This is a genomic window from Neisseria sp. P0019.S003, from assembly GCF_051957115.1.
Lineage (GTDB): Bacteria > Pseudomonadota > Gammaproteobacteria > Burkholderiales > Neisseriaceae > Neisseria > Neisseria flavescens_D.
Window position 1 is genome coordinate 329,202 of sequence record NZ_JBQCWT010000001.1, and the last position, 16,230, is coordinate 345,431.

At 49.8% G+C, this 16,230-nt stretch carries 19 protein-coding genes; 3 read left to right on the forward strand and 16 right to left on the reverse strand.

Annotated elements, in window-relative coordinates; translation table 11 throughout:
- Positions 1 to 60: 60 nt before the first annotated feature.
- From rfaD to lpxK, 11 genes are all read right to left on the reverse strand, one after another.
- Positions 61 to 1,065: an ADP-glyceromanno-heptose 6-epimerase gene (gene rfaD / locus ACTHTS_RS01575; RefSeq protein WP_440369018.1), complete on the reverse strand. Its 1,005-nt coding sequence runs from the start codon at positions 1,063 to 1,065 to the stop codon at positions 61 to 63.
- Between the two features lie 139 nt (positions 1,066 to 1,204).
- Positions 1,205 to 2,167 (reverse strand): D-glycero-beta-D-manno-heptose-7-phosphate kinase, encoded by a 963-nt coding sequence (rfaE1, locus tag ACTHTS_RS01580; protein ID WP_440369019.1) that lies wholly within the window; start codon positions 2,165 to 2,167, stop codon positions 1,205 to 1,207.
- A gap of 41 nt (positions 2,168 to 2,208) precedes the next feature.
- Positions 2,209 to 2,880, reverse strand: coding sequence for an NAD(P)H-binding protein (locus ACTHTS_RS01585; protein WP_440369020.1), 672 nt, complete (start codon positions 2,878 to 2,880; stop codon positions 2,209 to 2,211).
- A 13-nt stretch (positions 2,881 to 2,893) separates the two neighbouring features.
- Positions 2,894 to 3,625, reverse strand: a complete 732-nt coding sequence (gene pyrF / locus ACTHTS_RS01590) for an orotidine-5'-phosphate decarboxylase (protein WP_440369021.1) — start codon at positions 3,623 to 3,625, stop codon at positions 2,894 to 2,896.
- A gap of 111 nt (positions 3,626 to 3,736) precedes the next feature.
- On the reverse strand, positions 3,737 to 4,384 hold the full coding sequence (gene adk, locus ACTHTS_RS01595; protein ID WP_003746105.1) for an adenylate kinase: 648 nt from the start codon (positions 4,382 to 4,384) through the stop codon (positions 3,737 to 3,739).
- A 71-nt stretch (positions 4,385 to 4,455) separates the two neighbouring features.
- Positions 4,456 to 4,974 carry a 3-deoxy-manno-octulosonate cytidylyltransferase gene (locus tag ACTHTS_RS01600; protein ID WP_440369022.1) on the reverse strand — a complete coding sequence of 173 codons (519 nt, stop codon included), beginning with the start codon at positions 4,972 to 4,974 and terminating at the stop codon, positions 4,456 to 4,458.
- 11 nt (positions 4,975 to 4,985) lie between these two features.
- On the reverse strand, positions 4,986 to 5,747 hold the full coding sequence (gene kdsB, locus ACTHTS_RS01605; protein ID WP_440369023.1) for a 3-deoxy-manno-octulosonate cytidylyltransferase: 762 nt from the start codon (positions 5,745 to 5,747) through the stop codon (positions 4,986 to 4,988).
- Positions 5,744 to 5,926: a Trm112 family protein gene (locus tag ACTHTS_RS01610; protein WP_002238882.1), complete on the reverse strand. Its 183-nt coding sequence runs from the start codon at positions 5,924 to 5,926 to the stop codon at positions 5,744 to 5,746. Before ACTHTS_RS01610 ends, kdsB begins: the two co-directional genes overlap by 4 nt.
- 94 nt (positions 5,927 to 6,020) lie before the next feature.
- Positions 6,021 to 6,596 carry a DUF2059 domain-containing protein gene (locus tag ACTHTS_RS01615; protein WP_440369024.1) on the reverse strand — a complete coding sequence of 192 codons (576 nt, stop codon included), beginning with the start codon at positions 6,594 to 6,596 and terminating at the stop codon, positions 6,021 to 6,023.
- A gap of 49 nt (positions 6,597 to 6,645) precedes the next feature.
- Positions 6,646 to 7,311: a hypothetical protein gene (locus ACTHTS_RS01620; RefSeq protein ID WP_440369025.1), complete on the reverse strand. Its 666-nt coding sequence runs from the start codon at positions 7,309 to 7,311 to the stop codon at positions 6,646 to 6,648.
- Between the two features lie 64 nt (positions 7,312 to 7,375).
- A complete protein-coding gene (gene lpxK, locus ACTHTS_RS01625; RefSeq protein WP_440369180.1) occupies positions 7,376 to 8,386 on the reverse strand; it encodes a tetraacyldisaccharide 4'-kinase in 1,011 nt (336 codons plus the stop codon).
- A 182-nt stretch (positions 8,387 to 8,568) separates the two neighbouring features.
- On the opposite strand from lpxK, the gene xseA reads away from it, so the two are divergent.
- The 3 genes from xseA (at position 8,569) to ACTHTS_RS01640 (ending at position 11,629) form a co-directional block, all read left to right on the forward strand.
- A complete protein-coding gene (gene xseA, locus ACTHTS_RS01630) occupies positions 8,569 to 9,918 on the forward strand; it encodes an exodeoxyribonuclease VII large subunit (protein ID WP_440369026.1) in 1,350 nt (449 codons plus the stop codon).
- Positions 9,919 to 10,041: 123 nt separating this feature from the next.
- Positions 10,042 to 10,818, forward strand: coding sequence for a CDP-diacylglycerol--serine O-phosphatidyltransferase (pssA, locus tag ACTHTS_RS01635; RefSeq protein ID WP_440369027.1), 777 nt, complete (start codon positions 10,042 to 10,044; stop codon positions 10,816 to 10,818).
- A gap of 1 nt (position 10,819) precedes the next feature.
- Positions 10,820 to 11,629: a sulfite exporter TauE/SafE family protein gene (locus ACTHTS_RS01640; RefSeq protein ID WP_440369028.1), complete on the forward strand. Its 810-nt coding sequence runs from the start codon at positions 10,820 to 10,822 to the stop codon at positions 11,627 to 11,629.
- Positions 11,630 to 11,714: 85 nt separating this feature from the next.
- Here the strand turns inward: ACTHTS_RS01640 and ACTHTS_RS01645 are convergent, their stop codons facing one another.
- The 5 genes from ACTHTS_RS01645 to ACTHTS_RS01665 form a co-directional block, all read right to left on the reverse strand.
- Positions 11,715 to 12,395 (reverse strand): sulfite exporter TauE/SafE family protein, encoded by a 681-nt coding sequence (locus ACTHTS_RS01645; RefSeq protein WP_295861832.1) that lies wholly within the window; start codon positions 12,393 to 12,395, stop codon positions 11,715 to 11,717.
- 110 nt (positions 12,396 to 12,505) lie between these two features.
- The gene (locus ACTHTS_RS01650; protein WP_049333261.1) at positions 12,506 to 13,546 is read right to left on the reverse strand and encodes an ABC transporter permease; all 1,041 of its coding nucleotides are present in this window, start codon (positions 13,544 to 13,546) and stop codon (positions 12,506 to 12,508) included.
- Between the two features lie 36 nt (positions 13,547 to 13,582).
- Positions 13,583 to 14,638, reverse strand: a complete 1,056-nt coding sequence (locus tag ACTHTS_RS01655; protein ID WP_003746080.1) for an ABC transporter permease subunit — start codon at positions 14,636 to 14,638, stop codon at positions 13,583 to 13,585.
- Between the two features lie 99 nt (positions 14,639 to 14,737).
- On the reverse strand, positions 14,738 to 15,667 hold the full coding sequence (locus ACTHTS_RS01660) for a CobW family GTP-binding protein (RefSeq protein WP_003682934.1): 930 nt from the start codon (positions 15,665 to 15,667) through the stop codon (positions 14,738 to 14,740).
- Positions 15,655 to 16,128, reverse strand: coding sequence for a Fur family transcriptional regulator (locus tag ACTHTS_RS01665; RefSeq protein WP_049329244.1), 474 nt, complete (start codon positions 16,126 to 16,128; stop codon positions 15,655 to 15,657). Before ACTHTS_RS01665 ends, ACTHTS_RS01660 begins: the two co-directional genes overlap by 13 nt.
- Positions 16,129 to 16,230: the final 102 nt, after the last annotated feature.

Genomic DNA, 16,230 nt, shown 5'->3' on the forward strand with positions numbered 1-16,230 from the left:
AAAGGTCTCAGGCCGTCTGAAAACCCTTTTTCAGACGTCCTCATCATTTAAGCAAAGGGATTAAACCAATTTCTCCAGCATCCATTTAACGTAACGGCTGACGCCTTGTTTTACATCCAAAAATTCTTCTTTATACCCGGCTTCGCGCAGCTTGGTAATATCCGCTTGAGTAAAGCTCTGATATTTGCCTTTAAGTGCATCGGGGAATGGGATATAGCGAATAAGTTCTTCTTCAACCAACTCTTTCAAACTCATTTCAGGCTTGCCTTCAGCTGCACGACAGGCGTTGACGGTGGCGGCGGCAAGTTCGTTAAACTGTTGGCTGCGGCCTGTACCGAGGTTAAAGATACCTGAAAGCTCGGGATGATCGAAGAAGTAAAGGTTAACTTTGGCAACGTCTTCTACGCTGACAAAGTCGCGTGTTTGCTCGCCGTTACCATAGCCGTCATTAGCACCAAACAGGTTAACATAGCCATGCTCGCGATATTGATGAAAATGGTGGAAGGCGACGGACGCCATACGGCCTTTGTGTTGCTCCTGTTGTCCGTAAACATTGAAGTAGCGGAAACCGACAACTTGGGCGGTCAAACCTTCTTTCATGCGACGGCGCAATACTTGGTCAAACAAGAATTTAGAGTAGCCGTACACATTGAGCGGTTTTTCAAGTTTACGCTCTTCTCGGAAGATTTCTCCCTTGCCATATACAGCGGCGCTGGAGGCATAAAGAAACGGAATACGTTCATCCTGACACCAGTCCAAGAGATCGAGCGTGTATTGGTAGTTGTTGTCCATCATGTAAAGGCCGTCATGATTCATGGTATCGGAACATGCGCCTTGATGGAAAACGGCTTCGATATCGTCGTAAGGCAGAAGATGACCGCGCACTTGGCGGATAAATTCTTGTTTATCAAGATAGTGGGCAATTTCACACTCGGCAAGGTTTTTAAATTTTTCGCCTCTGCTCAAATTGTCAATGGCAACAATGTCAGTAATACCGCGCTGGTTAAGTGCTTTGACGATGTTGCTGCCGATAAAGCCGGCCGCGCCTGTTACGATAATGGTCATAATGAGTTTCCTTTATTTTGATTTTTCAGACGGCCTTTAAGTAATCATGCCGTCTGAAAATAAAAACTTGTCTGTCTGGATTATTTTCCAACTCTATTTTCAGACGGCATTTAGATTTTAAGGCCGTCTGAAACAGCAATTATTGCTCTTCCAATGCCTTAGTCAATTCAGCAAACGAGCAAACCGCCGTACCAAGTTTCGCTACGACAACACCTGCCGCAGTATTGGCAAGGTGCATTGCTTCAGGCATGGTATAACCAGCGGCCAAACCCAAGCCCACTCCAGCAATAACGGTATCGCCCGCACCGGATACATCATAGACTTCTTGGGCCCGTGTAGGCTGATAAATCGGCTCACCCTCATTGAACAGGGTCATACCCTCTTCGCTTCGGGTCAGCAAAATAGCGGTCAAGTCGAGATGGCGGCGCAGATTTTGGGCTTTCTCGGTCAAATCGTTTTCGTTTTTCCAGCTTCCCACCACTTCTTTCAATTCTGCACGGTTAGGCGTAATCAGCGTAGCGCCGGCATATTTTTCGTAATCATCGCCTTTGGGGTCGATTAAAACGGGTTTACCGGCCTGTTTCGCCCAATCGATCATATCGGAAATATGCGACAAACCGCCCTTACCGTAATCTGAAAAAATAATGGCATCATATTCGGGCAACACTTCACGATATTGATGTTTGATTTGTTCCAACACCTCACGATGAGGCGACTCTTCAAAATCCAGTCGGATAAGCTGCTGGTTGCGGGCAACAACGCGCAATTTCACAGTAGTCGCAATTTGCTTGTCGCGCATCAGATAGGAAGCAACGCCGTCTTGCACCATCAATGCGTCTAGCGCATCTGCAGCTTCATCATCGCCGGTCACGGACAACAGCCCTACTTTACCGCCTAATGAGGCGATATTGCGGGCAACGTTTGCTGCTCCACCTGCCCGCTGGTCGATACGGGCGATTTTCGCCACCGGTACGGGGGCTTCAGGAGAAATACGGGATACATCGCCAAACCAATAGCGGTCGAGCATCACATCGCCGACAACCAGGACTTTGGCTTGTGCAAAACGGGATTTGAGGGTTTCTTGTTGGAACTTGGTTACCATACTGGCTCCATTAAAATCTCTGTATAAGGCTTGTTATCAGATTATTGATCTAACAGCCTAAAAATATCTTGAGGCTCATATACCTGCATATGGTTTTTCGAGTACGACGCCTGTTCATGATATGACAACAACACCGCTTTCAGCATGGCTTGCGCCAATTTTTCGACAGCAAGCGGACGTTGGCTTTTCATCAGGCCGATACGGTCGAATCCATGCAAAATCCGTTCGGCTATTTTCTCACCCAATCGATCGCTATTCGGACGAATCAATAAGGGCGGGCGGAAAATAATAAGGCGTGGAAAATTCAAAGCAATGACTGCTTGCTCCAATTCGCCCTTCATCCGTTGATAAAACAGGCGTGAAGCAGAATTTGCACCAGAAGCAGAAATCAAAACCAAAGCATTGACGCCGTTTTGTCTGGCTACTTTGGCAAATTCAAGATTAGCTTCATAATCGATTGCCCATTGCGCTTCTTTACTTCCTGCTGCTTTCAGGGTTGTTCCCAAGCAGGCAAACAATACATCGCCCTGCACTTCTTCACGCCAATCATCAGGATGAGAAAAATCAATCTGACGGCTATTTAGCTTTTGGTGGGTAAAATCAGGATGTCTGCGACCAAAACAGTCAATAGGCTCAACCTCTGAACTGGCTGCAAGCAGAGGCAACAAGGCTTTTCCTGTTGCGCCTGTCGCGCCAATCACAATCGCCTTCATACTTCAGACGGCCTTAAGCGTTGGCTACCCAATTAACATCACGCAATACGGCTACCGGATCGGCAGCTTTAGTTACCGGACGACCCATTACCAAATAGGTTGAACCTGCAGCCAAGGCTTCGGCCGGCGTCATAATACGGCGTTGGTCGTCATTATTGCCGGCAACGTCCAAGCGGATACCCGGTGTGACCAAGACAAAATCCTGTCCCAATTCGCGGCGCAGTGGCGCGGCTTCTTGAGCGGAACATACCACGCCGTCCAAGCCTGAACTTTGTGTCAGTTTTGCCAAGCGGATGACTTGCTCTTCGGGAGCGATATTCAAACCGATTTCTGCCAAGTCGCTTTGTTCCATACTGGTCAACACGGTTACACCGATCAAAAGCGGCTTGGTTTGATATCCGGCAACGGCTTCTGCTGCGGCTTCCATCATACGGCGGCCACCGGAGGCGTGCATATCGACCATCCAAACGCCCATATCGGCGGCAACTTTACAGGCCTGAGCAACTGTGTGGGGAATATCGTGGTATTTCAAATCGAGGAAAAGTTTGAAACCTTGATTGATTAAGCTTTCTGCCAAATTACGGCCGGTTGCGGTAAACAGCTCTTTGCCGATTTTGATTTGACACAATGCCGGGTCAAGATTACGGACAAATCCGAGCGTATCTTTTTCGTTGGCAAAATCGAGGGCGACGATAACGGGGGTGCGTTGTTGCTGAGTTTGGAAGTCGGAGATCAAAGGATTCATAAGATGCCTGCGGATAAACGGTTATAGCTTCGATTTTAACAGCTTTTGTACACAAAAGGCCGTCTGAAAATATTTTTTCAGACGGCCTTCATGATTTTACTTTGGCAAAACTTATTTGCCCAAACCCTTCAATACTTCGGCTTTCACGGCTTCTACTGCTTGAGTGCCGTCAACTTTGATGTATTTAGGCGCGTGTTCGCCTTCCAGTTTGCTGTAAAAATCAACCAAAACTTCGGTTTGCTCGTGGTAAACGGCAAGGCGTTTTTTCACGGTTTCTTCTTTGTCATCGTCGCGTTGAATCAAGTCTTCGCCGGTAACGTCGTCTTTGCCTTCGACTTTAGGTGGATTGTAGGTAACGTGGTAGGTACGGCCGGAAGCCAAATGCACACGGCGACCGCTCATGCGGTCGACAATCACACTGTCAGGTACATCGATTTCAACCACGGCATCCAAATCCACACCGGCTTCGACCATGGCTTCGGCTTGTGCCAATGTGCGAGGGAAACCGTCAAACAGGAAACCATTTTTGCAGTCGTCTTGAGCAATGCGCTCTTTAACCATGCCGATAATGATGTCGTCGCGTACCAAACCGCCTTCATCAATGATTTTTTTTGCTTCCAAACCCAGCGGAGTGCCTGCTTTGATGGCAGCACGGAGCATATCGCCGGTAGAGATTTGAGGAATGCCGAATGCAGCAGTGATGAATTGAGCCTGTGTGCCTTTGCCGGCGCCTGGTGCGCCCAACAATAATACTTTCATGATGAGTCCTTTTGGTTGACGGATTTAATGTTCAGATAATTTTACACGGCTTGTGTTTATCGTTCAAAACTTCAGACGGCCTCTTTCGGGCCGAAATGCTTCCATGCATCGTCGCGCATTCCGATAAACCATGCGTCTTCAGGGAATCGCTCTATCGCGTCTTTCAAAGTGGAAAGCAAGTTTTGCGATAAGGCTTTCGCCAAATATTCTTCCTCATTGGCTTCGGCCGCTTTGTCAGGCTGCTGCGCCAAACCGATTGCACGGGTTTGATGGCCATGAGCCAAATAGTTGAGCGCAATGATTTTTTGTGCCCAAAGCTGCGGAACATCCGGATTGTCTTGCAGCAATACCGACAAAATCGATACGGCGACCGCCAACCGTCCGCCGGTCATGCGCAAATCTAAGGATTGGTTGGGCGGCAGGGTGCTGAGCATTTCTGCCATGCGAAACCAAAATTCGCCGCTGGCCTCGTCGGGCGCGGCCACTTTCAACATTTCGTAGTTGAACTCTTGATCGTCGTCTTTGACCAGCAAAGTGACATCGGCAAGCAGTTTTTGTTCGTCACGGCTCAAATGGCGTAAATCATTCATGTTTTTTCCTTTCAGACGGCCTCGAACACAGCCCTTACCCTGTCCAAATCTTCCTGCGTATCCACGCCGGTGGCTGGCGCTTCTTGGGCAATTTCAACGGCAATCGGATAACCGTGCCACAGGACGCGTAATTGTTCCAGCGATTCAATGGTTTCCAAAGGAGAAACTTCCATTTCGGAATAGCGTTGCAGGAAGCCTGCGCGGTAGGCATAAATGCCGATATGGCGTAAAACGGCTGTTTCGGAAGGCAATTCGCGTTTTTTGGCGCGCATGGCGTCGCGTGGATAAGGAATCGGGGCGCGGCTGAAATAGATGGCGTTGCGGTTTTTATCGAGAACGGCTTTGACAACGTTAGGATTCATAAACTCGTCAAAATAGTGCAATTCGTGGGCGGCAGTTGCCATTTGCACATTGTTTTCAACCAAAACTTCAGCTGTACGGTTGATGAGCTCGGGATCAATTAAAGGCTCATCGCCTTGTACGTTCACAACAATCAGATGCTGCGGCAGTTTCAGCGTATTGGCCGCTTCGGCAAGGCGCGTTGTACCGCTTTCATGTTGATTGGAAGTCATGACCACTTCGACACCATGCGCCTGACAGGCCGTCTGAATATCGGGATGATCGGTGGCAACAACAACACGCGCAGCCTCGCTTTTTGCCGCCTGTTCGGCGACGCGTACAACCATCGGTTTACCGTGAATATCGGCCAAAGCCTTTCCCGGCAGACGTGAAGAATCCAACCGCGCCGGAATCAATACGACAAATTCGGTCATGCTTTGAGTTCCTCTTCGCTCAACGGGCGCGCTTCGTTTTCCAGCATATAGGGAATGCCGTCTTTAATCGGATAAGCCAGCTTCGCCTGACGGCTCCACAATTCCTGTTTGTCCTGATGATATTCCAGCCTACCTTTGGTAACGGGGCAGACGAGGATGTCTAAGAATTTTTTTTCCATGGGGTTTCTTTCGGGTTTGATGGTTTTAGCGAAGCTCGCTTCGCTCGTTTTGGCGAAACTTGCTTCGCTCGTTTTCAGACGACCTCAAGCGGCATTATTTTTTCCGTGCCGGTTTGTTAGGCTGTTTGGCGCAGGCTTGGGCAGGATTTTTGCCTTCGCACATGATTTGGCGGATTTCACGTCTCAGGTTTGCGCTTTGGTTGGATTGGGTGTATTTGCCGGCAAGGATGTCCATCATAGGTTTCACCGTTGCCTCAAGATAGCGCGGCGTTTTGTCCATTATCGATTGACCTACCGCCGTGCTGTAAAAGCCAATCAATGCGTTGACTTCTTCCTGCGTATAAACCGTCTTCATGCCGTCTAAAGTCGCTTTACGCAATTGGGCGCGCACTTGCGGCGTATTGATTTCGGCAATTGATTGGTTTGCATACTTTTTCAATACCGCCTCCAACTGCGGACGTTTGTCTTCCGGCGCATCTTTCAAAAATTTCTGTGCATTCGGATCGGAAAGCACAATGCTCTCCATGCTTTGGAAAGACTGGTCTAACAGAGCATCCATCTTCTGTACTTGATACAAACGCTCCAGCGACTCATCGCTAGGTGTGGCGGCAAACGCATTGGCACACAATACCAGAGCGGCGAAGGATAATAATGAGGTTTTCAGTTTCATCTTTTTCTACCTTTCAACAAAAAATAAATAATTTCAGATAGTCGGAAAATTATTTGGCACATTCCGAAGAATGTTTATTGCCCTTACACAAAATATCGCGCGTTTGCGCTTTAAAAGCGGGCGTATATTTCCTGCTTGCGTTGATATAGTTGTTGCTCATTGTCTTTTCAACAATCTCATCATTCAATTTGTCGAAACGTTCTATCTTTTCAAATGCAGACTTACCGGCCCCATGCTCAAACAATTTTGCCATGCTGTCCACGTCTGCTTGGCTCAGCACATTGTCAATATCTCCGCCATGCTGCCTGAGATGATTGATTTTTTTCAAAATACCCTTGCCCCGAGGGGAAGAGAAAAAGCGGTTGAACACATCCACTTCTTCTTGTGTAAATACTTTCTGTACGGCACGCTTTTCTTCATCCAACCATTGTTTTTTCAACTCAGGGCGGCTCAAATCGTCTTGCATGTTTTTCATATAACGACTGATGACCGCCTTCATCTGCGCTTTTTGAGCTTTGGGCGTCATCGTTAACAAGCGTTCATTGTCTTCTTTATTCACCATCTCCAAAGAACGTTGTACTTTCTCGCTATAATTATTGCTTATCCCTTGAATCTCCAACCATTTCATTGCAGATTCATCACTTGGTTTAGCAGCTAAGCTTTGAGTGGATACAAATAAAACTGCACAAGCGACCAACAAATATTTTAACTTCATGATTTACTCCTATCGCGTAGTTTGAAGATCATCTTTAAAACATCTGTGAAACATCTATAAGCATTTAGATTGAAACATTCGCGGATACAAACGCCGCCAAGTCCGGCTCAATTATCGCATAAACAGGCAAGACCCACACATGATTCAGGCCGTGGCCGTCTGAAAATTTGACCGCATCCTTTTCCGTGATAATCACCACATCTGCGTCCGGCAAATCCGCTGCCGTAATATCTGCATGATCAGGCAAGGCAACGGTTTGTTTCAAAGCGATATTCAGGCTTTGCAACGTATTGAAAAAACGCTCCGGCTTGGCGATACCGGCGACGGCAGCGACGGTTTGATTTCCCAAACCTGCCAAATTCAATTTTTCAGACGGCCTGTTCAAACGGTAAATCTGCCCTGTTTCAATATGGCTGGCAAACATATTTTCAGACGGCCTGAATGCCGTATCTGCTTTTCCGCCACTGACGACGACCGCATCAACGGAAGCCAACCGAGACAAAGGTTCGCGCAAGCTGCCGTTGGGCAGTAAATCCAAATTGGTGCGTCCAGTATCTGCCGCCGAGAATACGGCAATTTCCATATCGCGTTGCAAGGCATAATGTTGCAAGCCGTCGTCGGCCACAATCAATTCAAGCTCAGGATGCGCCGCAAGCAATGCCCTGCCTGCTTCTACACGACTGCTGCCTACCGCCGTCGGCGCACCGGTTTGGCGAAACAGCAATAAAGGCTCATCGCCTGCATCTGCCGCACTGCTGGCTGTATTCAATACATGAACCGCCTTACTCTTGCGCCCGTAACCTCGGCTGATGATGCCGACCTTAACGCCCTTTTCCCGCAACCCCGACACCAGCGCGGCGACTATCGGCGTTTTCCCCGTCCCGCCTGCATGGATATTGCCGACTACCACCACAGGCACAGGCAATTTTTCGCTTTTCAGACGGCCTGAAACAAAATCATCGCGCCGTTTCGCCGCAATTTTGGCAAACAGCTTGGACAATGGTTTTAACAGCAAAGACAAAAACGGATTGGGGGATTGCCAATGGCGTTCGATAATTTGGTGGAGTTTGAGCATACGCACGGCTTTTGGAGCGAAAATCAAACGATAATATAACACAAGCCCGCCCAGGCAAGGCCGTCTGAACATGCGCCTTTGATAATATTAAAACAAAGGGCGCAAGTTTCATAAAAACGAATACAACGAATCGCTCTAAAACCCTTATAATTCAGCTTTCCCAAATTTTTTCCTGTTTCGCAATGTCCGAACTTTTCGCGCCCTCCTCCATTTCCGTATCCGAACTCAACGCCCTTGCCAAAGCTTTGCTGGAAGACCATCTCGCAGGCTTGTGGATTGCCGGCGAAGTATCCAACCTAACCCGTGCCGCCAGCGGACATTATTACTTCTCGCTCAAAGACAGCCGCGCTCAGGTGCGTTGCGCGATGTTTAGGGGTGCGGCCATGCGCTTGGAGAAGCCTTTGAAAGAAGGCGACCATATCGAGGTATCAGGAAAAATCAGTATTTATGAAGCGCGGGGCGAATTTCAAATTACCGTAAACGAAGTACGGCTCAAAGGCTTGGGGCAGCTTTACGAAGCCTATGAGCGATTGAAGGCACAGTTGCAGGCAGAGGGCGCGTTTTCGGCGGAACGCAAAAAACCGTTGCCTGCCCGTCCGCAATGTATTGGCATCGTCACCAGTCTGGCGGCGGCGGCATTGCGCGATGTTGTAACCACCTTAAACCGCCGCGCGCCCGAAATCCCCGTTATCGTTTATCCGACGCCCGTTCAAGGCACGGGCAGCGAGTTGCAAATTGCCCAAGCTATTAAAACCGCATCGCAACGCGCCGAGTGTGACGTATTGATTGTCTGCCGTGGCGGCGGTAGCATTGAAGACTTGTGGGCGTTTAATGAAGAGCCGGTTGTGCGTGCCATTGAGGCCTGCGCAATTCCCGTTGTCAGCGGCGTAGGACATGAAACCGATTTCACGCTTGCCGATTTCGTCGCCGACGTTCGCGCACCGACACCGACCGGCGCAGCAGAATTGGTCAGCCCCAACCGCCAAGAATCGCTACATCGTCTAGCCCAAGCGCAAGGCCGTCTGAAAACCGTTTTGGAGCAACGCTATTTCGATGCCAGCCAAAAACTCGACTGGCTGGCGCGGCAAATCCGTCATCCGCGCCAAAAACTTGACGAGCAGCGCGCCTCAATCAGCAAGCTGGCGCAAATGCTGTCTTACTCGATGACGCAAAACCTCCGCGCCCATACCGCCCGTTTTGAACGCCAAACCCAAACCCTGAAGCATTGCCGTCCTGATGTTTCCGTTTACAAACACAACATCGACCGCTTTCAGACGGCCTTGTCGCATTCCTTCCGCCAGCTGCTTACCCACCGCTGTCAAAGCCTGACCGCCCAAGCTGCATTGCTCGAAGCCGTCTCGCCGCAACATATTCTGGAGCGCGGCTTTTCGGTCGTCAAAAACACACGCGGACAAGTCATCCGCAATGCCGATACATTGAAACAAGGTCAAAAACTGCACATCACTTTTGCCGACGGCGAAACTGACGTACGCGTGACCAAAGAGCAGGCACAGGGTGAGTTGTTTGACTGACGCAATAAAGGCCGTCTGAAACTTTATGCGATTGAAGTGAAACTATGTTTGCCTATTAAAAATCCTTAACCTGCCAATGCGGTATAATGCCTTATCTGCACCCGCAGCATATACGGAAACATTATGGACAACTCACAAAATACAGAAAATCCGATTCCTCCGCGTAACTCCATCCGCAAAAACAGCATTTACCTGCTGCCCAATTCCTTTACCATCGCCGCGCTGTTTTGCGCCTTCTTCGCCATTACCCAGTCCATGCACGGACGTTATGAAACAGCGGCGATTGCAGTTTTCCTTTCCATGCTGCTCGACGGCATGGACGGACGCGTGGCGCGGCTGACCAACAGCCAAAGCGCGTTCGGCGAACAGCTCGACAGCCTTGCCGATATGGTCAGTTTCGGCGTCGCGCCTGCCCTGATTGCCTACAAATGGCAACTTTGGCAGTTTGGCAAAATCGGCTATTCCGTCGCCTTTATCTACTGCGCCTGTGCTGCCCTGCGTTTGGCGCTGTTCAACACGCTTATCGGCAAAGTCGATAAACGCTGGTTTATCGGCGTGCCCAGCCCGACCGCCGCTGCGTTGATTGTCGGCCTGATTTGGGTCCACCACGTCGAACGCTTCCCCGGCGTGCATTGGTGGGCATTGGGCATTACCCTGTTTGCCGGCATTTCCATGATTGTGCAGATTCCGTTTTGGAGCTTCAAAGAAATCAACATCCGCCGCCAAGTACCGTTTATGGGCATGGTGTTGGCCGTGTTGGTATTGCTGCTCATTAACTGGGAGCCTTCGCTCGTCCTCTTCCTGTTCTTCCTCGGTTACAGCCTGTCCGGTTATGTGATGGCAATCATCCGTTGGTTTAAAAAACGCCATAAAGCACACAAACACGACAAGGCCGTCTGAAATGTGGTCTTGGGACATCATCTTTGCCCTGCTCGCCGTCGGCAGCGCGGCGGGCTTTATTGCCGGACTATTCGGCGTAGGCGGTGGCACGTTGATTGTTCCCGTTGTCTTATGGGCGTTGCAGCTGCAAGGCATAGGCGGCCACCCCTATGCCCAGCATCTTGCCATCGGCACTTCCTTTGCCGTAATGGTGTTTACCACCTTCTCCAGCATGTATGCCCAGCATAAAAAACACGCCATCGATTGTGCGACCGTCCGCCGGATGACGCCGGGCATGATACTTGGCGTACTCCTCGGCGCGGTGTCGGCAAAATATATGCCGACGTTGGCTTTGCAAGTTTTCTTTATTGCATTTCTTGCCTTTATCGCACTCAAAACCCTACGCGATTCCAAACCCAAACCTTCACGCACCCTGCCTGCCCTCCCCGGCCTGACAGCCGTCGGCACGCTTTTTGGGGCGGCTTCGAGTTGGGTCGGTATCGGCGGCGGTTCGCTATCCGTTCCATTTCTACTGTATTGCAACTTTCCGGCACACCGCGCCATCGGCACATCTTCAGGTTTAGCATGGCCGATTGCGATTGCCGGCACCATCGGCTATTTTGCCAACGGTTTGCATATTGCCAACCTGCCTGAAGGTGCGGCAGGCTTTATCTATCTTCCGGCCGTGGCCATATTGAGCGTTGCCACCATCCTCTTTGCTCCGCTCGGCGTAAAAATGGCGCACAAGCTGCCCGCCCGAAAACTCAAAATTGCCTTCGGCATTATGTTGCTGCTGATTGCCGCCAAGATGACTTGGAATTTGATACATTAAAATCTTTCTTGTGAAAAGGCCGTCTGAAAATCTTTCAGACGGCTTTTTAATTGCAAAACAACAAACTAAATAAAACCTTTTTACCTTACCCGATTTGCCCCATTGTAAATACGGCCAAGCGCCATATTGCCCATCCTGCCACCAATAATCCGGCACACAAACGAACCATGCGTTTTTGAAGAAAGGTTTTCAACTGCGCTGCAAATATGCCCATCGCAAGCAGGTTCGGCAATGTCCCCAATGCAAACGCCAGCATATACAGCCCACCGTGCAAGGCATTGCCGCTGCCCAAGGCATACAAAGACGCGCTGTACACCAAACCGCAAGGCAGCCAGCCCCAAAGCACGCCCACGCCGAAACAGGCTGGCACTGATTTAATCGGCAACAATTTGTTCAGCAAAGGATTCAGGCGTTTCCATATCGGTTTGCCGATGCCTTCGATTTTGGTTGCGGCAGTCGAAATACCGGCAAGATACAGTCCAAGCAAAAGCAATAAGACATTGGCGGCAATATACAAACCGTTTTGAACTGCGCGCGTATCATCCAAGGAAATGCCGACCTGCCCGACCAAACCGACCAACAGGCCAATGACGACATAGCTGCTGATGCGCCCCAAGTTCAACAATACAATCAGCCCGATTCGGTTTAAATGTGGCGGCAGCTGCAAAGCGAATGCGCTGCTTAATCCGCCGCACATGCCGACGCAATGCGTTCCGCCAAAAAAACCGAGCAAAAAAAGCGTAAGAAATGTGATTTCTTGATTCATGGTTTTTAATGATTCAAACGAATGGATGAGGCCGTCTGAAACTTTTCAGACGGCCTTGAGAATGAAGGACAGACTTTTCCGCCCACCCTCTTCACGCTTTAGAAAAGCAATTAACTGCGTGCGCGTACGTCAAACGCCTGACGTAAACCTTCGCCGATCATGACCAGCAAAAGCAGCATTACCGTCAGCGTAGCAACGGCAGACAGACCGATCCACCATGCGTCCAAGTTGTCCTTGCCTTGTGCCAGCAACTCACCCAAGCTCGCCTGTGAGGCAGGTACGCCCAAGCCCAAGAAGTCCAAACTGGTCAGGGCAAGTACGGCACCGGAAATACGGAAAGGCAGGAAAGCCAATACCGGCGTCAAGCTGTTGGGCAGGATATGGCGCCACATGATTTCACGGTTGCCCACGCCCATCGCGCGCGCCGCCAAAACGTAATCGGTCTGACGGTTTTTTAAAAACTCGGCGCGGACATAGTCGGACAAACCCATCCAGCCGAAAAGCGACAGTAACACCAGCAAAATCAACAGTCCCGGATTAAAGAACGAAGACAGGATAATCAAGAGGTACAGCTCCGGCATACCGCCCCAAACCTCGATAAAACGCTGCATCAGAAGGTCGGTTTTGCCGCCGAAATAACCCTGTACCGCGCCTGCAACCACGCCGATTACGGTAGTCACCACAGTCAACACCAAGGCAAACAACAGCGAATCGCGGAAACCGTAAACCAAGCGCGCCAACAGATCGCGGCCGCGGTCGTCCGTTCCCAAGATATGCCGTTCGGACGGTTTGGCCGGATCGGGTGCCGTATCAAAATCGTTTAAGGTATCGGCATCGTAAGGATTGGGCAGATACAGGGCAAAATTGCCGTCTGAAGTGATGTTGTGGCGGATAAGCGGATCCAGATAATCCGCAGGCGTATCAAAATCGCCGCCAAATGCGGTTTCGTTATATTCGTTTACCAAGGGGAAGAAATACTCGCCCTGATAGCGTATCCACAAAGGTTTGTCGTTGCTCCACAAAGGAGCAAGCAAAGTGACGACAAACAAAACGGCCAAAATCCGCAAAGCCAACCAACCGCGCTTATGTTGCTTAAAGGCCTGCCAAGTAGGGTTTGAAGTAGATTTTTTCTTTTTCATGGTTCGAAACATTCTTGAATAATGGATTGAAGATATTTTCAGACGGCCTTATTTCTGTCCGCCAAAGTGAATGCGCGGATCGACCCACGAATAAGAAATATCCGACACCAGTTTAGCCAACAACCCCATCAGCGTAAACACATACAGCGTACCCATTACGACAGGATAATCACGTTTCATCACTGCCTCGTAAGACAACAAACCCAAACCATCCAGCGAGAACAGCGTTTCAATCAACAGGCTTCCGGTAAAGAATGCGCCGATAAATGCGGCCGGGAAACCGGTAATCAAAGGAATCATGGCGTTGCGGAAAATATGCTTCCACAAAATCTGTTTCTCAGGCAAGCCCTTGGCTCGTGCGGTATAAACATATTGACGGCGGATTTCTTCAAGGAACACGTTTTTCGTCAATACGGTCATCACCGCCAAGTTGCCTGCTACCGAAGCGGTAATCGGCAAGGCCATATGCCACAAATAATCTTTGACTTTACCTGCCCAAGAGAGCGTATCAAAATCATCGCCGACCAAGCCGCCCTGAGGAAACCAGGCAAAAAAGCTGCCGCCGCCAAACAACACCAGCAACACCAAACCCAAGACAAACGGCGGTACAGTATAGCCGACCAAAATGATCATACCCGTAATCGTATCGAAACGGCTGCCATCCCTGACCGCCTTGGCAATACCCAACGGAATACATATCAAATAAGTTAGGAAAAACGTCCACAAACCCAAACTCATCGATACCGGCATTTTCTCTTTCACCAACTCAAATACGGTTTGGTGATGGAAAAAGCTCTCGCCCAAATCGAAACGGGCGAATTTCCATACCATATCGGCAAAACGCGTCAAAGGCGGCTTGTCGAAACCGTATAAAGCATTCAACGCGGCCAAATCTTCCGCGCTGATGCGGTTGCCGTTTTTAGCCAAAGTTCCGGGCATACTGTGTCCCGCCGTCTCGCCGCCAACCGCGCCCTGCGTCAGCTGCTGAACCATCTGCTCCACCGGGCCGCCGGGAACAAACTGAATCACGGCGAAGGTAATCGCCAAAATCCCCAACAGCGTGGGAATCAAAAGGAGCAAACGATGAAAGATATAACGCCACATGGTTAAGTGTTCCTCTATTTTTTTGATTTGAAGGCCGTCTGAAACCGCTTGCTTCAGACGGCGTTATCGTAACTGATTAATAAGCGTTTGGCCGATGATTTACTTCTCCAAAGCCTCCTGCAATTTTTTCTCAATTAAATCCGCGTCAAACGATTTGGCAATCAGCTCAAAGCGTGAATCGCGGCGCCATGAAACCTGATTTGCGCCCCATTGTCCGTCCACCCAGTTGAGCCATACCCAAGTACCGAGCACTTGGAACACGCCTTTGGCACGCACGAGGCCGTCTGTAAATTTAGGCAGGTCGTTGAAGAAATCAGTCAGTTTTTCGCCGTCGAAATCACGTCCGGCAGGGAAAGTGAAACCTTGAGACTGGAAGCCCATGGTGTTGTCCGGCAAGGCTTTTAGGCGGTAGCGCGATTTTTCGACCACGGGAATATCAAGCCATTGGATGTCGAGTTGAGCATTTTGTACTTCAACGACTTTGGCTTTGGGTGGGAACAGTTTGGCCGCTTTATCATGAAATTCGGCCAGTTGCTCCGGCGTGCACAAGTCGGTTTTGCTAGCGACCAATACGTCGCAAATGCCGATTTGGTCTTTATACAATGCTTGTTGCGCGTAATCGGGATTAATGAATTGGCGCGGATCGACAACGGTAAAGACCGCGCCGATTTCCAACATACTGTCGAGCGGCTTGGCTTTCAATTCATCGATAACGCTGGCGGCATGCGCCAGACCGCTGGCCTCAATCATCAAGCGGTCGGGTTGGGCATCGCGCAGCATTTTTTGTACGGTCGTACCCATTTGCGCGCCGGCAGTACAACACAAACAGCCGCCGGCAATTTCTGCCACGGGAATGCCGTTGTCGCTCAAGACGGCGCCGTCAATGCCGATTTCGCCAAATTCGTTGACGATGATGACCCATTTTTCATTCGGGTCTTTTTGCGCCATCAGGCTTTTGAGTGCAGTGGTTTTGCCTGTTCCGAGGAAGCCTGAAATCAGGTGGACTTTAGTCTTTTTTACTTCTGACATTTTTTACAAATTCCTGTTAAAACAACATGTTCTTCTTTTAATGAGAAACCGGTTTCGGCCACGCCCGCACGCAATGCCGCCCATTCTTGGCTCAAGGTCTGCTCATCTGCCGTACCGCATTCGGTACAAACCAAAATAAACGCGCTGTGGTGCGCTTCGGCTTCTTCGTGGTCATGGCAATGGTCGTTGCACTCATGCTGCGCGTGGCTGCACAGAATATAGCCGTTGACCGCCGCCACTTTGTGCAAAACGCCCTGCTCCGCCCAAAAATCAAGGGCGCGGTAGGCCGTCGGCGGCGCAACCACGCCCTCGCTTTGCTGCTGCATCTGCGACAGAACGTTGTAGGCTTTAATCACGCCGCTTTGTTTCAAAACAATATCAAGCACTTGCTCGCGCAATGCGGTTACCTGCACGCCATCGCGCTGCGCTTGTTCTAAGATTTTTTGTTTGATTGCGTTCATAACTGAAACAGCCTTTCAGACGGCCTTGTTAATAAAAAATTACATTATAACGTGTTTGTTCAATTTCAGATAACAAAGAGGCCGTCTGAAACGTTCAGACGG

Coding starts and splice junctions, on each gene's coding strand:
- ACTHTS_RS01610 (WP_002238882.1), bottom strand. CDS start 5,926: ATGGAAAAAAAATTCTTAGACATCCTCGTCTGCCCCGTTACCAAAGGT.
- ACTHTS_RS01620 (WP_440369025.1), bottom strand. CDS start 7,311: ATGAAGTTAAAATATTTGTTGGTCGCTTGTGCAGTTTTATTTGTATCC.
- ACTHTS_RS01650 (WP_049333261.1), bottom strand. CDS start 13,546: ATGTTTCGAACCATGAAAAAGAAAAAATCTACTTCAAACCCTACTTGG.
- adk (WP_003746105.1), bottom strand. CDS start 4,384: ATGAAAGTATTATTGTTGGGCGCACCAGGCGCCGGCAAAGGCACACAG.
- ACTHTS_RS01640 (WP_440369028.1), top strand. CDS start 10,820: ATGTGGTCTTGGGACATCATCTTTGCCCTGCTCGCCGTCGGCAGCGCG.
- ACTHTS_RS01655 (WP_003746080.1), bottom strand. CDS start 14,638: ATGTGGCGTTATATCTTTCATCGTTTGCTCCTTTTGATTCCCACGCTG.
- ACTHTS_RS01585 (WP_440369020.1), bottom strand. CDS start 2,880: ATGAAGGCGATTGTGATTGGCGCGACAGGCGCAACAGGAAAAGCCTTG.
- ACTHTS_RS01665 (WP_049329244.1), bottom strand. CDS start 16,128: ATGAACGCAATCAAACAAAAAATCTTAGAACAAGCGCAGCGCGATGGC.
- pyrF (WP_440369021.1), bottom strand. CDS start 3,625: ATGAATCCTTTGATCTCCGACTTCCAAACTCAGCAACAACGCACCCCC.
- kdsB (WP_440369023.1), bottom strand. CDS start 5,747: ATGACCGAATTTGTCGTATTGATTCCGGCGCGGTTGGATTCTTCACGT.
- ACTHTS_RS01600 (WP_440369022.1), bottom strand. CDS start 4,974: ATGAATGATTTACGCCATTTGAGCCGTGACGAACAAAAACTGCTTGCC.
- ACTHTS_RS01645 (WP_295861832.1), bottom strand. CDS start 12,395: ATGAATCAAGAAATCACATTTCTTACGCTTTTTTTGCTCGGTTTTTTT.
- xseA (WP_440369026.1), top strand. CDS start 8,569: ATGTCCGAACTTTTCGCGCCCTCCTCCATTTCCGTATCCGAACTCAAC.
- ACTHTS_RS01660 (WP_003682934.1), bottom strand. CDS start 15,667: ATGTCAGAAGTAAAAAAGACTAAAGTCCACCTGATTTCAGGCTTCCTC.
- ACTHTS_RS01615 (WP_440369024.1), bottom strand. CDS start 6,596: ATGAAACTGAAAACCTCATTATTATCCTTCGCCGCTCTGGTATTGTGT.
- pssA (WP_440369027.1), top strand. CDS start 10,042: ATGGACAACTCACAAAATACAGAAAATCCGATTCCTCCGCGTAACTCC.
- lpxK (WP_440369180.1), bottom strand. CDS start 8,386: ATGCTCAAACTCCACCAAATTATCGAACGCCATTGGCAATCCCCCAAT.
- rfaE1 (WP_440369019.1), bottom strand. CDS start 2,167: ATGGTAACCAAGTTCCAACAAGAAACCCTCAAATCCCGTTTTGCACAA.
- rfaD (WP_440369018.1), bottom strand. CDS start 1,065: ATGACCATTATCGTAACAGGCGCGGCCGGCTTTATCGGCAGCAACATC.